The 14,636-nt window shown below is 46.2% G+C and carries 15 protein-coding genes; 12 read left to right on the forward strand and 3 right to left on the reverse strand.

Translation table 11 applies throughout. The features are described from left to right. On the forward strand, window positions 1-239 hold a 239-nt coding region (locus LQZ19_RS16305), incomplete at its 5' end, for a hypothetical protein (protein WP_411048749.1). Window positions 240-810: 571 nt separating this feature from the next. Here LQZ19_RS16305 and dnaE read toward each other — a convergent pair. From dnaE to LQZ19_RS16320, 3 genes are read right to left on the reverse strand one after another with little or no spacing between them, the layout of a single operon-like run. Further along, window positions 811-3,774: a DNA polymerase III subunit alpha gene (dnaE, locus tag LQZ19_RS16310; RefSeq protein WP_411048750.1), complete on the reverse strand. Its 2,964-nt coding sequence runs from the start codon at window positions 3,772-3,774 to the stop codon at window positions 811-813. Next, window positions 3,767-4,825, reverse strand: coding sequence for a DNA polymerase Y family protein (locus LQZ19_RS16315; RefSeq protein ID WP_411048751.1), 1,059 nt, complete (start codon window positions 4,823-4,825; stop codon window positions 3,767-3,769). The genes dnaE and LQZ19_RS16315 overlap by 8 nt, the downstream gene beginning before the upstream one ends. Further along, complete coding sequence (locus LQZ19_RS16320; RefSeq protein ID WP_411048752.1) at window positions 4,791-5,630, reverse strand: DUF72 domain-containing protein; 840 nt, start codon at window positions 5,628-5,630, stop codon at window positions 4,791-4,793. Before LQZ19_RS16320 ends, LQZ19_RS16315 begins: the two co-directional genes overlap by 35 nt. Window positions 5,631-5,721: 91 nt before the next feature. Between LQZ19_RS16320 and LQZ19_RS16325 the strand changes: the two genes are divergently transcribed. The 11 genes from LQZ19_RS16325 (at window position 5,722) to LQZ19_RS16375 (ending at window position 14,383) form a co-directional block, all read left to right on the forward strand. Further along, window positions 5,722-6,345, forward strand: a complete 624-nt coding sequence (locus LQZ19_RS16325) for a LexA family transcriptional regulator (RefSeq protein WP_411048753.1) — start codon at window positions 5,722-5,724, stop codon at window positions 6,343-6,345. Between the two features lie 243 nt (window positions 6,346-6,588). Continuing rightward, window positions 6,589-7,200, forward strand: a complete 612-nt coding sequence (locus LQZ19_RS16330; RefSeq protein WP_411048754.1) for a hypothetical protein — start codon at window positions 6,589-6,591, stop codon at window positions 7,198-7,200. A gap of 56 nt (window positions 7,201-7,256) precedes the next feature. Further along, window positions 7,257-8,246: a hypothetical protein gene (locus tag LQZ19_RS16335; RefSeq protein WP_411048755.1), complete on the forward strand. Its 990-nt coding sequence runs from the start codon at window positions 7,257-7,259 to the stop codon at window positions 8,244-8,246. Window positions 8,247-8,306: 60 nt separating this feature from the next. Next, on the forward strand, window positions 8,307-8,789 hold the full coding sequence (locus LQZ19_RS16340) for a hypothetical protein (protein WP_411048756.1): 483 nt from the start codon (window positions 8,307-8,309) through the stop codon (window positions 8,787-8,789). A 184-nt stretch (window positions 8,790-8,973) separates the two neighbouring features. Next, window positions 8,974-9,192 carry an antitoxin VbhA family protein gene (locus LQZ19_RS16345; protein WP_411048757.1) on the forward strand — a complete coding sequence of 73 codons (219 nt, stop codon included), beginning with the start codon at window positions 8,974-8,976 and terminating at the stop codon, window positions 9,190-9,192. Window positions 9,193-9,260: 68 nt separating this feature from the next. Continuing rightward, the gene (locus LQZ19_RS16350) at window positions 9,261-9,803 is read left to right on the forward strand and encodes a Fic/DOC family protein (RefSeq protein WP_411048758.1); all 543 of its coding nucleotides are present in this window, start codon (window positions 9,261-9,263) and stop codon (window positions 9,801-9,803) included. A gap of 165 nt (window positions 9,804-9,968) precedes the next feature. Next, on the forward strand, window positions 9,969-10,481 hold the full coding sequence (locus LQZ19_RS16355) for a DinB family protein (protein ID WP_411048759.1): 513 nt from the start codon (window positions 9,969-9,971) through the stop codon (window positions 10,479-10,481). Window positions 10,482-10,597: 116 nt separating this feature from the next. Beyond that, on the forward strand, window positions 10,598-11,149 hold the full coding sequence (locus LQZ19_RS16360) for a 4Fe-4S binding protein (protein ID WP_411048760.1): 552 nt from the start codon (window positions 10,598-10,600) through the stop codon (window positions 11,147-11,149). Window positions 11,150-11,241: 92 nt separating this feature from the next. After that, window positions 11,242-11,820, forward strand: coding sequence for a TetR/AcrR family transcriptional regulator (locus LQZ19_RS16365; RefSeq protein WP_411048761.1), 579 nt, complete (start codon window positions 11,242-11,244; stop codon window positions 11,818-11,820). Between the two features lie 61 nt (window positions 11,821-11,881). Next, complete coding sequence (locus LQZ19_RS16370) at window positions 11,882-13,291, forward strand: alpha-amylase family glycosyl hydrolase (RefSeq protein WP_411048762.1); 1,410 nt, start codon at window positions 11,882-11,884, stop codon at window positions 13,289-13,291. Between the two features lie 279 nt (window positions 13,292-13,570). After that, a complete protein-coding gene (locus LQZ19_RS16375; RefSeq protein WP_411048763.1) occupies window positions 13,571-14,383 on the forward strand; it encodes an SH3 domain-containing protein in 813 nt (270 codons plus the stop codon). Window positions 14,384-14,636 lie beyond the last annotated feature (253 nt).

Here is a 14,636-nt window from a genome sequence, read left to right on the forward strand (position 1 = left end):
TCGACCAATTCGCCGCCGTCCTGGGGCTGCCCACCCTGGCAGTCTCCACCCTGAAGACCGCCCAGGCCACCTTCATGGCCGCCTGGAACGAGTACGCCATCCAGGAGAAAAGCCCCTCGGTCAACGCGGGCAAGCAGGACCTGGTGGACGCCCGCAAAGGCGCCATCCGGGACTTCCAGAACCAGCACATCCGCTTCAACAAGGACCAGACCAACGAAATGGCAACCCAAGGGTGCTAGGCGCCAAACGAAGAATTTGAACCACGAGCAAGTTCCGCAGGAACTTGCAGGACTCGAAGGAACACAAAGGGGAAGAGGGGAAGAAAAATATATAATGGCCCCTTCTTTCCCTTGGTGTCTTTTAGGTCCGGCAGCGTGCTGCGTAAGTTGCTTCAGGCACAGTAACCGTGGGGGCTCCGGGCGGATAACCGCCCGGTTCTACCCGGCTGGTCTTTTTTAGTCGAAGTACCGGATATATAAGGAGTACAAGGCTCCTTTAAATTACGAAGGAAAACATGAAAAGCAACAAGCGGATGGATGATACTTCAATAATCCGCAGAATGAACGGCTGGAACGGATTATTTATCATTTTAATAATTTAGACGAAAACTCCCAGGATTTTGTTTTGCAGCATCTGGACCTACTTATTGAATACCGGAAGAAAGAGAGCAATTCGTTAAGAGAAGAAGGCAAGGAAGTTTTTCTCCGTGCCAACTTTGAAACCAAACCAGAAAATGACGAACCTCCGGAACAACCATAAATCACAGCAATGCTGCATTATTTCTGCGCTCAAAATTTTGAAATAATGTATCTATTCCATCTCTTCCACCCGCCCTACCTCCACCGAGACCGCTCCGTTATCCTCGCAAACCCGCCCATACACCAGTAAGGGCGCCTGGTCAAACAGTAGTCGGCTATACCTGTCATACACCTTCGGGAAAATAACCGTCTCATACAACGCGGTCTCATCCTCAAAGGTCAGGAAAGACATAGTAAGCCCGTCCTTAGTCCAAACCTCTTTTTGGGTTACCTGCCACCCGACAAGGCAGACATACCGCCCCAGGTATTCCCCAATATGAACCGCCTTAATACGCCGCGCCGCTAAAACCTTATCCTTCCACAATGCCAAGGGGTGTAGGGTCCGCAGAAACCCCAAAGCCCGATATTCTTCCCACAACTCATTATACCTGGTTTTTTTCTTAACCGGAGCTAATGCAGCCGCCCCGCCGATTCGGTAAACCGGCGTTACCTCAGCGGCAAATAATTCATCCTGTCCCCTTCTGCCCGCCACCGTATGGGCCTTTAATAATTCCCGTGCTTGCAGGGACCGTTCCCGCCCCTCCGCAATCGTATCAAAAACCCCCGCAGGGCAGAGCGCAATAATATCATCACGCCCCAATGTAACCCGCCTTGCAAAATCCCCAAGACTCTTATAATCACCGCCCCGGTCCCGCTCCGTAATAATCAATTCCCCTCCGGAAGTAGACAACCCCTTAATCGCCATAAACCCCACAACCACCGTATTCCCATCCCCGTAATAACGCCGGCAGCTTTTATTGATGTCCGGTCCTTGCACCCGCAGACGCATACGCCGACACTCTGCAATATACGCATGGGGCCGATAGTACCCGCCTTGATTGGAAAGGACCGCCGCCATGAATGCAGCCGGATGATGGACCCGCAAATAAGCCGATTGAAACGACACCATTGCATAACTAGCGGAATGGGGCTTACAAAAACTATACCCGTCAAAAGACAACATCATATCCCATATATTTTGTATCACCTCGTCAGTAACACTGTTTTTCCTACACCCATCAAAAAACTGTTTTTCATAGGCCGCAAGTTTAAGTCCTGCCTTTTTAGCAATCACTTTCCGCAGCTTATCCGCCTCAACTTCATCAAATCCTGCAAGCGCAACCGCAGTCTTACTCACATCCTCTTGGTAACAAAGTATCCCGTAGGTTTCATCCAGGATATACGCCAACCGTGGATGCAGCGGCGCCCATTCCCCGCCCTTGAGCCGCCTGACATACTCGTTGATAAACTTATTCGCCGCAGGACGTATAATGCTGGAATGAATAACAATATGCTCAAAATCCCCCGCCCCGGTTTTTTTCTGTAATTGTCGCATAGCCGGACTTTCAATATAAAACACCCCCATGCTATCCCCACGGGCCAGGGCCGCCACCGTAGGCCCATCCTCAATAGGCCGCCAGGTATCCCGGTCAATGATAATGCCCTGTTCCTCTAAATTAGCCAGAGCGTCCCGGATAACCGCTAAAGAACGATTACCGAGTAAATCAATTTTTACAAACCCTGCGCTTTCCGTTCCGTCTTTCTCCCAACTTAAAAGGGGATATCCCTCTAAAGAATTTTCTATCGGTGCATACCGGTCTATCCGTTCCGGCGTAATCACCAAGCCGCCGCAGTGCATCGATAACCCACGGGGCAGCCCTTCAATCTTTTTCGCAATATCTAATATTTCAAGCCATAACGGATCACTAATGCTGCTTCTGTCATTAAAATGAAATAACTGTTTTTCTATCCGCGAAATTTCAGCGTCCCCAAAACCATACGCCTTTGCCGCTTCCCGAAACGCCGACCGGGGCCTGAACATATTGTGATTGGCAACACGGGCGCAGTGATCCGTTCCAAACCGTTCTATTACTTTTTTGATTAAATCGTCCCGTTCATCCCAGGCAAAGTCCACATCGATATCCGGAGGATCAGGCCGCGCCGGGTTCAGAAACCGTTCAAAATACAAATTGTGCCGTATCGGATCAACATTGGTAATACCCAAACTGTACGATACAATAGACGCCGCTCCCGACCCACGCCCGCAGGTCCGGTTATACCCTCCGGTTCCATTAGCCATCTTGACAATATCATCCATGACAAGAAAATAAGATGCAAATCCCTTACTTTCAATAATCCCCAATTCATACTCAATTCTGCATAGTTCAGCGTCCCCCAATTCCCCATACCGGGCCGCCGCACCATCTATTACCCGTTTGTATAGTTCTTCCCCCGGTACTCGATCCGCGGTGTATCCGGGGAAAATCCAGTTCTCAAATAATTCATTGTAGGTACAAGCGGCGCTCATTTCCTTTGTTCCCTTCACCGCTTCCGGCCAGGATCGTAAGCGCCCCGCCAGCGCCGAATCAGACAAGAGCAAATGGCTGTCTTTTTTAACCGTATCCCCTTCACGTAAATTCCCCACCGTTTTACCCAAGTCCATAGCGCGCAAAGCCCGGTGAACCGGATAATCTGTCTTGTCTAAAAAGAGAGCGGTATCCAGAAAAGCCAGTGGAATACCAAGCCTACGGCTGGGACCTACTATTCCAAGGGAATCGGGGCTTATCGCCGCATACAGGGACTGAGCCCGACCTGCCAGGGCTTCCAAAATAATCTCATCAGAGGAGGCCAACACTAATCCGGTAGAATCTTGCCGCAGTAATGATACCGGCCTATAGTTTTTCGTATCCCGGTTTCTCATCGTCAGCAGTTCGCAGAGCCGGGAATATCCCTGTCTATCCCGGACAAAACAATACACGAGACCCTTCCCCGGAACTGTCAGGCAGGCGCCGATAATAGCCCGTACTCCCATTTCCTTCGCTTTTTCCAGAATAACCGGAAGCCCGTAAAGATTATCCCGATCAGTAAAACTAAGGGTATCAACACCCAGGGCTTTAGCCCCTTCTATAAGTTCCCCCGGCTTCCGTACCCCGTAAAGCAATGAGTAAGCCGAACAAAGCCCCAGCCGTTCACGCATTTTGTCTACCCGGTAAGGCTATAGCGGTCCCCTGGCGTGAAGCTGCATAAACCGCCGCCGTGGTCAATATATTGAAACCAAATTTGTTCCTTACCTTGTCCGCCGTTTCCTGTAGCTTCCGCTGTTTTGTATCTTCCGCTATTTCAAATAAATCAGGTGTCCACCCCAGGGGCCGGAGATCCCCCAGGGTCAGCATGATACTCCGTATCCTAAGCCGCCGTACCACCACTTTTATATAAACCCGTTCCGCCGCCGCCGCAATATCCCTGTCCGTAACACAAAGTCGCCGTTGTTTTTCCTGCCCCTCTACCCGGACCCCATCAGCGTACACGGCGTGCAGCATCACTATCGCAGTTCCCCATTTCTGCCCCCGCATTTCAATACCGCCCGTTTCCGCCAGAAGCATAAGCCCGCCACGGATGGTGTCAAAATCTATAGTATCCTCCGCAAAGTCCAAATGCTTTTCTATCCGCCGCTCCCCCAGAGAAGCAGCTTCCACCGGGCTATCATCGATGCCCCGTGCCGTATCCCGGAGCCGCCGCCCATACTTCCCGAAAAGCGAAATCGCCTCCCCATCAGAAAGGCAAGCCAATTCCCCAATCTCCCGCAGCCCCGTAACCGCCGCAGGGCGTATCCCGACCTGTTCTAACATTTCCCGCAGGATGCGGCTTGCACAATCCGCCGCAGGCCCGAACAGCCGAGCCGTCCCGGTCAGGTCCAAATACAGATTACCAAATTGATCATTCTCATAAACCGGTGCATACACCGAGGCGATCTTTTCTAATTCCTTATTCATGGCCGAATAAGCCGGAGGATCGGGAGCCAATACCGGCAGATCCTTTACCAGCCGTTCCGCCGCCGCAAGCGCCATGCCGGGGCTAATCCCTTCCTGTAGCGCTTCAGGCGATAAGTCCAAAACCAAAGCCCGGCCGCCCGTAGCCCCGGCAATGACAAAGGGCCGCCCCCGGATCGCCGTGTCTTTTTGGGCCGCCACCGCCGCCCGAAACCCGATGATATTAAGATGGCAAACCGCCCGGTTTATGTTCCCCATTGTTCATGTCCTTTCCTCCCATTCCCGATCTTTCCAAAATCGCTATCAGTGTTTGAGCGTTCTGTACCGCCTGCCCTCGTGCGTGGTTATTAAAGTAAACCAGAATTTTATCCGCCTGTACTTCAATCCGCTTTATCCGGTCAATCCAGGCTTCAAGCTCCCTATCGGTATAGAGGTAATCATACCGGGCTACCTCATCAGACCCCCACCAAGCCCCGGTGTTCCGCCCATGGAGCCGGACATACGCAAAGGGCGCCGTAACCACGTCCATAGTAGGGGGGAGTTTCGCTAAATCCGGCATATCCAGGGACACCAGCGCCGCCCCCTGTTTCCGCATCCCCTCAATAACCTTGGCGTGATACCATTCCGCTACCCGGAACTCCACCGCCAGCGGCACACCCTGAAAGCAGGAGAGTACATCCCCCAAGTAGCGCCGGTTCTCAGGGGTGTAATGGAATGAATACGGAAACTGAAATAAAACCGCTTCCAAGCGTCTGGCTTGCAATACCGGCTCTATGGCTTCCCGGTACGTTTCGGCATCCCCCTTCCAAGTAGCAGGGTTAATTTTATGGGTCAATGTTTGATGCGCTTTCATAGCAAAGGTCAGGTCAGACCCCCCATCTACGAGCATTTTTGCCAAATTTGCCGCCTGGGGCATGGAATAGTAGGTGTAGTCCAATTCGACCGTATTAAACCGCTCCGCATACCGGGAGAGATAGTCCTCTTTTTTAGTCCCCAGGGGGTACACCGGGCCCAGCCAGTCGGTATAATAAAATCCGCAGGTTCCTACGAGAATCTTTGCCATATTATTCTACAAACCCTCTTTACAAAATCATTCCGTTTATATATACTATCATAATGTATATAAATTATATACAATCATCGAAAGGCAGTCAATGAGAACCGAAGCGGAAAGATACAAATTTATCCTCGAAAAGTCCGGCCTATCAAAATCGGCCTTTGCCGCAAGCATCGGCATTTCTCGCTCCCATAGTTACCACCTTGAAAGGGGAACCCAAAAGCCTCCCCGTGAAGTGCTGGAACAGCTTGCCGCTCTCTACAATGTGAACCTTAATTGGCTAATTCACGGGAAAGGACCATCCGGTCTTGAAAACGACACCGTAGAGATTAAACTATTGGAACAGGAAGCCGCCGCAGGGCATGGTGTAGATGTACCGGACTACACTGAAAAGCAGTATTTCCAGATACCCCGCTCCCTCATAGGCTCCCATCACCCGGATCGCCTTCTAGCCGTCCATGTGGCCGGAGACAGCATGATAGGGGAACACATAAACGATGGGGATATAGTCATTTTCCACCCCGAAATCAAAGAAGGGAACGGTATCTATGTCGTGTCCATCGGCAATTCCCTTGTGGTCAAGCGGGTAGACTTCAACACCCCGGAAGCCATAATTTTGATCAGCGCAAATCCCTCCTATGAACCACGCCGTTTCTCCGGGATGGAGTTGGGCGACATCAGGGTAGCGGGGCGGGTCGTGGCTTGCTATCATAAGGTATAGATATACTCAAGGTGAAGGGGGATAAGAAATGAGCGTTCGGGTCAAAAATAAGGCAACCGATGAACAGATAGACGCATTAATACAAAAATATTCTACCAATATTTCCCCTTATATAAAAAGACTTACCATATTCAATAAAATCGTAGAAATTTTTCCTCCCCACATAATAAATATGAAACTCTGGAAACTATGAGACAGCAGCATGGAAATAGAAATTATAAGTAGGAGCATATAGAAATGAGAATGGATGATGATTTTCCCATTATTAAATCAGAGCAATTTCCGCATGATATGGGGCCTTGGCTCATGGAAAAATCTGAAAACGCATTAAAAGCTGTTATTGAGCTTCAAAAATTATTGGCAGGGAATATTCCTAATGTAAAACGTTTTGATGGAAACCCCTTAGCACCTTATGATATTCAGAACCTTACTCTAAAAGACGAAGTTAATGAAACACTTCAAGCTGTCCTGTGGGATTTAACAAAAATCTATGCTTTCTCAAATGGGACTGTATGGGATCCATCGGATCGTGATTTGGTATTGGAAAAGCTAGATGAGGGCCTTGAGGAATTACAGGTGAAATATGGTCTTCTGGAAAAAACTAAGAAACAAAAACATAGAGAACAGTATACGATGTTTATCAATAAAATTGAGCAGCTGTTGAACGGTGAAAGGTCTCCTAATCGTACCTTATTACATGAACTTTTTGATAATAATCGGAATATTATTGATAAAAATACCGTGAAGGGTCGTTTCCTTAACAGTATAGAAGATGAATTGGATATGGTTACTAATGGCTTACTGGAATGGCCGGAATTTGTTATCAAAACAAAGGATTATTTGACAAAGTTATAATATTCTTTTTCGAGTTAAAGTCTTAATACTAATGGGAATTGAGGAGGTTTTTAAAAATGGCAGAACAAATAGAATTTTGTGGACAACAGTGGTATCCTGGGAATGATCATGATTCTGGTAATTCTTATATCCAGGTTCTTACTAGCGACCTTTTTGGTGAATTACATATTTCTGATACTGTTTATAATTTTATGAAAAATAGCATTGAATTGCATTATAAGTTTATTTCATTATGCTATGAATCTCACTTAATGGGCCTTAAATGTTCAATAGTTGGAAATAATGAAAAACCTATAAATTGGCGAGACAGCCATTTATACCGATCTTGTACGATAGATCAGTTTCTTAATAACTTTCCAGCAAATATATTGGAAATACAACAAAGGTCTTTACTGTCCTTATATCGAGAATATCCGAATTATGGTCAGCGTATTCACCCATTATATTATTATCATTTTTTTGTGCAGAATGAACAGGAATTAGGATTTATTTTAGAAGCAATGATTTCAAAAAATTGGCTTTCTGGTGAGGTTAAATACAATGGTGATGGTACTCTACGTCTGATATATCCATTTAAAATAACACTAGATGGATTTTCAGAGATTGAAAAGTTTATAAATTCTACTCGTCTGTCAAAGGTATTTATTGCCATGTCATTTAACGAGACTATGAATAAAGCTCGTGATGCAATTAAGCAAGCTATTCAAGATGTTGGCTTCCAGCCGGTAAGAATTGACGAAAAAGAACATATTAATCTTATCACAATGGAAATACAATATGAAATACGAAATAGCGGCCTTGTAATTGCGGATGCTACGGGTCAAAATCAAGGCGCTTATTTTGAAGCCGGTTATGCGATTGGCCTTAATATCCCGGTCATCTGGTGTTGTCGAAAAGACGAAGAAAAAAAACTACATTTTGATATTCGTCAATATAACAATATTCTATGGACGGATGAAAATGATTTGTATGAGCGACTTAAAAAAGGATTGTGGCAATTGCCAACCCTAATAAACTGCCATGAGGAATTAAAATTTGTGTATTGAAGGAAAAGAATCCAGGATTATTTTAAAAAAACATAATTTAAATTACTTTTGGAGTTTTATATGATATCAGTATATTCTCATATTCCATTACTTTTAGTGATTATCTATGATAATGGAAGTATGGGTAAAAATCATCGAAGTCATAAATTAGCTAGTGGTACTGGGTTTTTATATAAAAAATTTGGGCATACTGCATCAAAATCTGGTAGGCAAACACCAATCTGGAAAAAAGGAACAATAGCAACAGAACCCGATGAAAATTATTTTGATAATATTTTTGGAAGAGCCTTTTTAGTTGATGGGATTACACACGAAGGAATGTCCGGTAGTCCTGTGATCGCATGTAAACGAAATAATATAATAAATGGAATATTCCCTAATTATACTCATCTTTCTAATGCATATGCATTTATAGGAGTTTATTCTGCACATATGAATTTTGATAGAGAGAAAAAAGAAAATACTTATTTGGGTTTGGTCTGGAGCAAAGAGTTGATTGATGAGATTATAGACAATCATCAATTAGATTCATTTATCCCATAATAATCGGAGGTATAATAAACTATAAATGAGCGATTTTGTTTATAAATACATAAAAGTCGGTACTACTTCGTATAGTAAATTTCTTGAAGGATATAGATAAAGGTGCCAGGCACTATAAAAATTTAATGTTTGAACAGAAAAAGTTGAGTAATAATACGATTATTACAAGAGAAGGAGCGCAATTATGGCATACAAACCACTGGAAGTAGACCGCCAAAACCTGACCATCATGGGAGTCCGTTTTCCTGATTTAGAAACCCTAAACCGGGTATCAAGCGCCATCGGATCCAATATGTTCGAAGGCTTTGAACCTACTCCCGCCCTGCTGGAAATTTACCGGGATTATAGCGAAGGGAAAATCAGTCCTGCTAATTTAGTTGAAATTATACAAGGCGTTTTATGAGGGATAACTACGAATACATAGACCCCGATTATAACTATACCGACCCAAAGACCGGAATATTGCGAAACTTGAAAGATATATCGGATCGCAATCTTTTAACTGTTGTAGAAAGTTTTGAAGTTTCCCGCCGCTTAGTAGAATTATCGAAAAACCATATCCCCATAGAAGGATCAAAAACCCTGCTCGACATTCATAAATATATATTTCAGGATATATATCAATGGGCAGGGGAAAAAAGGACCGTTAATATCAGCAAGCAGGACAATCCCTTTTTTCCAATAACTTCTTTTGATACCGGGTTTTCTCATATTGATACCCTTATTAGAGACTATCGCAAATTGGACGCTACGGATATTCCCGCTGTCTCTCACACCCTTGCGGTAATTTTAGACAGCATAAATTACTTACATCCTTTCCGGGAAGGAAACGGCAGGACACAGAGAGAATTCCTACGAGTCCTTGCGCTTGAAAAGGGTTATCCCCTTGATTTAAGTCCATCAGACAATGAAAATATTTACAAAAGGTATATGTCAGGTACCATAGACGGCGATATTGAAAAATTAACAAAGTTAATCCAGGAATTATTAATTGAATCGGATGGAACAAATTGAATACTCGGAAATTTGGGGAACCCCTTTATAACCCCGATTATAACTATACCGAATTCGGTACAATTAAAAAGGCGAATACCGCAAAAAGGCGCCCGGCACTCTTTTACGCGGTCGGTATAGCCCCTGCCCTCATCACAAGGTATACTTACCCCTGAGGAGATTACAATGAAACAGATTTTTCTAACCCATGCGAAATACCTGCAGGATAAGGACAAGAAAATTGTTGCACTGCTGGACACGCTTTCCAATGAATACCGGGAAAAGGACCGTGGAGGCTACTACAAGAGCCTTTCCGAACTTTTCCGGCACATAGCCGGGGCCCAGGGCATCTTCCTGGGGGTCCTGCAATCATCCCTGCCCGCTGACTACAAGGCGAAATCGCTGTCCCTGCCTGATGCCAAGACTCTTCCCGAGGGGGTGTTAACCGAAACCCAGTGGAAGGAAATCAAGACTTTCAGCGAAAAGGCAGGCCAGGCTCTGGTCGATATTCTTAACTCCCTCAGTGATGGGGATCTGAAAATTCAGACCAAGTGGTTCACCGGCGACATGGTTCCCCTGTCCTTCGTGCTGAGCCAGCTCCTGGTACATACGGTGCATCACCAGGGAGCGATATCCCAGATACTGGATGAGATGAAGATCGACAACGACTTCACCGCTATAAGCGCACGGTTTTTGTAAGAGCTCGGGGTGCCCGGCACCAGTTTACCCTTGCTCCCTGGAAAATTTCTCTTGCCAAAGGCGCGGATATACCCTATTATATCATATAATTACTATGCTATTTATAGGAATAAACCATGTCTGATCAAACTATGTCGAAGCCTGTGGAAAAACGCCGGCTCAAATATCATCAGCCCTGGATACCGAGCCTCCAGGGGTGGAGCTGGATTATCACCATTGTCTGGATAACCATAGCCAATATCTGGAAACCCTTTGGGCTCTACGGTTTTGTCTGTATGTTCACCCCCATTGGCATCGCCCTATCCGGCCGGGGGAAGATGCACTGCGCCCGGATCTGCCCGCGGGGCTCCTTTATCGCCACCTTTACCAAGCGGATTTGCCTGCACCTGCCCAAACCGGGGTTCCTGAAAAAAACCGGTTTTCGCTGGATACTCTGGGCTCTGATGATGGGAAGCTTTATCACCCTGATCATCTATTCCATCCCTAAGGGCGTGACTTTTTTAGGAAACACCGTTTTGGTGTTCATGGAAGTCGCCACCGTCCTGGCCTTTGTTTTCGGCGTTTTGTTCACCCCCCGCGCATGGTGTACCGTCTGCCCCATGGGCTTCACCACGGGGAATATACGGGCGCTGCTGGATAGGAGCGGGAAACAACACCTTACCAACTAATAGGAATTCCAAATTCAACCACGAACCTCACGGACGTGGTTATTTAGAAAAAGCCGCTTGACATTATACCTACCGTTCGGTATATTAGGGTTATGGACGAGGTTCAGAATACCAGGGAACATTTGATGGATACCGCTCTCGCTCTTTTTGCCCTTCGGGGATACGAAGCGGCGGGGGTCCAGGAGATTGTCACCCAGGCGGGGATTACTAAGCCTACGCTGTACTATTACTTTGGGAGCAAACAGGGGCTTCTGGAGGCTATTGTGGCGGAGTATGGCGCTGCACTTTTAGAAAGTACCCGAAACGCGGCGGCATACAACCACGATCTGGTTATGAACCTGACCGGCCTTTTTCGGCTTACCATCAAATTTGCCGGGGATAAGCCGGATTTTTACCGCCTGATGATGAGCCTCTTTTCCGCGCCTCCGGAAACCGAAGCTTTTTCCGCGGGGAAGGAACTTCGGCGGAACCTGGCGGGGGCCCTGGAAGAACTTTTTAGCGCCGCTGCTAAGGATCACGGTAATATGAAGGGACGGCAGAAGATCTACGCGGAAACTTTTATGGGCCTGCTGGAAACCTTTTCGGTCCTCACCATTAATAATGAAATCAAGCTGACTGATCATCTCAGTTTCAGAATAGTTCACCAGTATATGCACGGAATTTTTTCATAGGAGTTTTATCATGGACAGAGATATGGTTTTTTGTGATTCTAATATACCTAACGGTAGGTATATGAATAGCCGGAAAATGACGGACCGGGTTTTTTATCACATCTACCCCCTGGGCTTTTGCGGCGCACCGGAACGGAATGATTTTTCCTGCCCCGCCGGAGGGGGACTGCGGTCTATTACGGAACAGATTCCCCGGCTGCTGGATCTGGGGGTGAATGCCCTCTACCTGGGGCCGGTCTTTGAATCCACCGCCCACGGGTATGATACCCTGGACTACTACCACGTGGACCGCAGGATCGGCAATAACGCTGCGCTGCGCCTCCTGGTCGAGCGCTTCCACGAGGCGGGGATCGCCGTAGTTCTGGATGCGGTGTTTAACCACACGGGGCGGCATTTCTTCGCCTTTAAGGATCTACAGGCCCGGGGAAGCGCCTCGGCTTACCGGGACTGGTTTGCCAATATTGATTTCAGCCGCCCTAGTCCGGAGGGAGATTCCTTTAGCTATGAGGGGTGGCACGGGTGTTATGACTTAGTAAAATTAAACGGCCATAACCGGGAAGTTCGGGATCATCTTTTAAATGCGGCGGAATATTGGATTAAGGAATTCGATATTGACGGCCTCAGGCTGGACGCGGCGGATCTCCTGCTCCCGGATTTTTTGGATGAGCTTTCTGCGCGGAGCAAAAAACTGAAGCCCGGTTTCTGGCTTATGGGCGAAGTGGTAGCCGGAGATTACACCCGGTGGACCGGCGGCAGCAGCGGTGTTAAGCCGGGAACCCGGCTCGACTCGGTGACCAACTATGAACTCTACAAAAGCCTTTGGTCCAGCTTTAATGATAAGAATTTCTACGAGCTTTCCTGGACCCTGAATCGCCAGTTCGGTCCCGAGGGCAGTTTCCAACGCATCCCGCTCTACAGCTTTGCTGATAACCACGATGTGAACCGCATTGCCAGCGTGGTTAAAAACAAGACGCACCTCTTTCCCCTCTACGGCCTCCTCTTTACCCTGCCGGGGATACCCTCCGTTTATTACGGCAGTGAGTACGGCATATCCGGCGAGCGCTTCCCCAACAGCGACAGCCCCCTCCGGCCGGCCTGGGATTCACCGGCAATACGAAAAGCTCTGGAAGACGCCGGGGCGAATGACCTGGAAAGAAGTATCGCCGGGTTTATCCGGCTCAGGAAAAAAAGCGCAGCCCTGCGGGAAGGTTCCTTTCGGGAACTGAGCAGAGCCCACGAACAGTACGCCTTTATGCGGGAAACCGGGAATGAGCGTATCCTTGTGGTGGTAAATGCGGCGGAACAAAGGGCTGCCATCCATATTACTCCGGAGGCCCTGGGGAACGCCGGGCGCGGCCGGTGGCGGGATCTTTTGAGCGGCGAGGAATTTACCGCTTCGGGGATGGGCATGGATATTCCGGTCCATCCATCAGGGCTCCGGATTCTTGCGGAGGAACCTCTCCCGGGATGACCCGCCTTTTATAGCGATTCGCTAGAGGTAAACAATAATAAACCACAGGATGTACTAAATAGTATTTCTGCATGCCTCAACAAACCGAAGGGTGATATTTATTCCAAAAAAAGATATATACGCATTCGTTTATATAGCAGTGATGGGGGTTTAAGTGTATTGCGTATAAAAATAAGTTATACGAAATGCCACTCTTGAAATGGTTCGGAAGAAGCGTGGCATCCATGCCACGCTTGAAACAATATAAAATATATGGTAAATATAATGAAGGGGAAACTTATGAAAAAGAATTGTATATTTATCTCTTTTATAACAATGTTTGCAGTTATGGCTTGTAACTCAAAAGAATCATCTGGTCCTAATGAAATAGTATTAACAAATGTTTCTAAAGAAAATGAGTCAACAAATGATGTAAGTGTTGCAGATGATCAATCTATACAGGTTATAGCAGAAATGTATGTCAACTCATTGGAAGGTTTACGTTTAAGAAAAACTCCTAATGGCGAGAAAATATTATTATTGCCTGACAAACAAAAGGTGAATGTATTATTAAAGAATGATGATGGATTTTGGATAATTGACGGAATCCAAGGAAACTGGTATCAAATTGAAGTAAATGGAACAATCGGTTGGGTATTTAGTGGTTATCTAGTCAATGAACCAATGACGCAAACTGATATTGATGAATTTCTTGGATTATACAAATTTACATCTGTCAATATTTTATTGAATGAAAATATTGATATCAAATATTGGCTTCCTACTGAAGATACAAATATTTTTGTTGGATATGAGGACGAAACAGGTTATTATTTTAATTGTAATTATGAAAGAGTTTTCTCAAAATATCAAATTGAGAGAAAGCATAAAATTAATTTGTCAAACAACGGTATGCCATTTTATAAAAATGTTGGCGAATCTGGTGGAAGTTCAACTAATTATGATTTTTCTTTTAAAGATAATACTATAATATTGCATTTAGACCGTGTAAAAGTTGACATGAGTGGATTTGATGATCCTAATCCAGATGTCGCAATAGATAAAAAACCAACGGAATATCTAATATTTGATGCAGCCTTTACAAAGCAATAATACTGTGCGGCATCCATGCCGCACAGATTCGACGTAAGAGTGGCACTTCGTATAACAGGTCTGTCTGCGTTCCGGGCCTTCGGCCCTCCAGGGTTCCGTTCGCCTAGGTCAGCTTCGCTTCCCACGGCTCACTTCACCCAAAGTTTTTTGGCGCTAAAATTGCTGCGCAATTTTCTTATCGCGCCAAAAAACCTTCGCATACAGCCGGAACGTCTATGAGAAAAGTCAAGCAGAAATCTGTAAATTTTCCGGA

The organism is Treponema primitia (genome assembly GCF_046533075.1).
Taxonomy (GTDB): Bacteria; Spirochaetota; Spirochaetia; order Treponematales; family Breznakiellaceae; genus Termitinema; species Termitinema primitia_B.

Coding starts and splice junctions, on each gene's coding strand:
- LQZ19_RS16335 (WP_411048755.1), top strand. CDS start 7,257: ATGGCAGAACAAATAGAATTTTGTGGACAACAGTGGTATCCTGGGAAT.
- LQZ19_RS16330 (WP_411048754.1), top strand. CDS start 6,589: ATGGATGATGATTTTCCCATTATTAAATCAGAGCAATTTCCGCATGAT.
- LQZ19_RS16375 (WP_411048763.1), top strand. CDS start 13,571: ATGAAAAAGAATTGTATATTTATCTCTTTTATAACAATGTTTGCAGTT.
- LQZ19_RS16315 (WP_411048751.1), bottom strand. CDS start 4,825: ATGGGGAACATAAACCGGGCGGTTTGCCATCTTAATATCATCGGGTTT.
- LQZ19_RS16320 (WP_411048752.1), bottom strand. CDS start 5,630: ATGGCAAAGATTCTCGTAGGAACCTGCGGATTTTATTATACCGACTGG.
- LQZ19_RS16360 (WP_411048760.1), top strand. CDS start 10,598: ATGTCTGATCAAACTATGTCGAAGCCTGTGGAAAAACGCCGGCTCAAA.
- LQZ19_RS16340 (WP_411048756.1), top strand. CDS start 8,307: ATGATATCAGTATATTCTCATATTCCATTACTTTTAGTGATTATCTAT.
- LQZ19_RS16345 (WP_411048757.1), top strand. CDS start 8,974: ATGGCATACAAACCACTGGAAGTAGACCGCCAAAACCTGACCATCATG.
- dnaE (WP_411048750.1), bottom strand. CDS start 3,774: ATGCGTGAACGGCTGGGGCTTTGTTCGGCTTACTCATTGCTTTACGGG.
- LQZ19_RS16365 (WP_411048761.1), top strand. CDS start 11,242: ATGGACGAGGTTCAGAATACCAGGGAACATTTGATGGATACCGCTCTC.
- LQZ19_RS16370 (WP_411048762.1), top strand. CDS start 11,882: ATGAATAGCCGGAAAATGACGGACCGGGTTTTTTATCACATCTACCCC.
- LQZ19_RS16355 (WP_411048759.1), top strand. CDS start 9,969: ATGAAACAGATTTTTCTAACCCATGCGAAATACCTGCAGGATAAGGAC.
- LQZ19_RS16325 (WP_411048753.1), top strand. CDS start 5,722: ATGAGAACCGAAGCGGAAAGATACAAATTTATCCTCGAAAAGTCCGGC.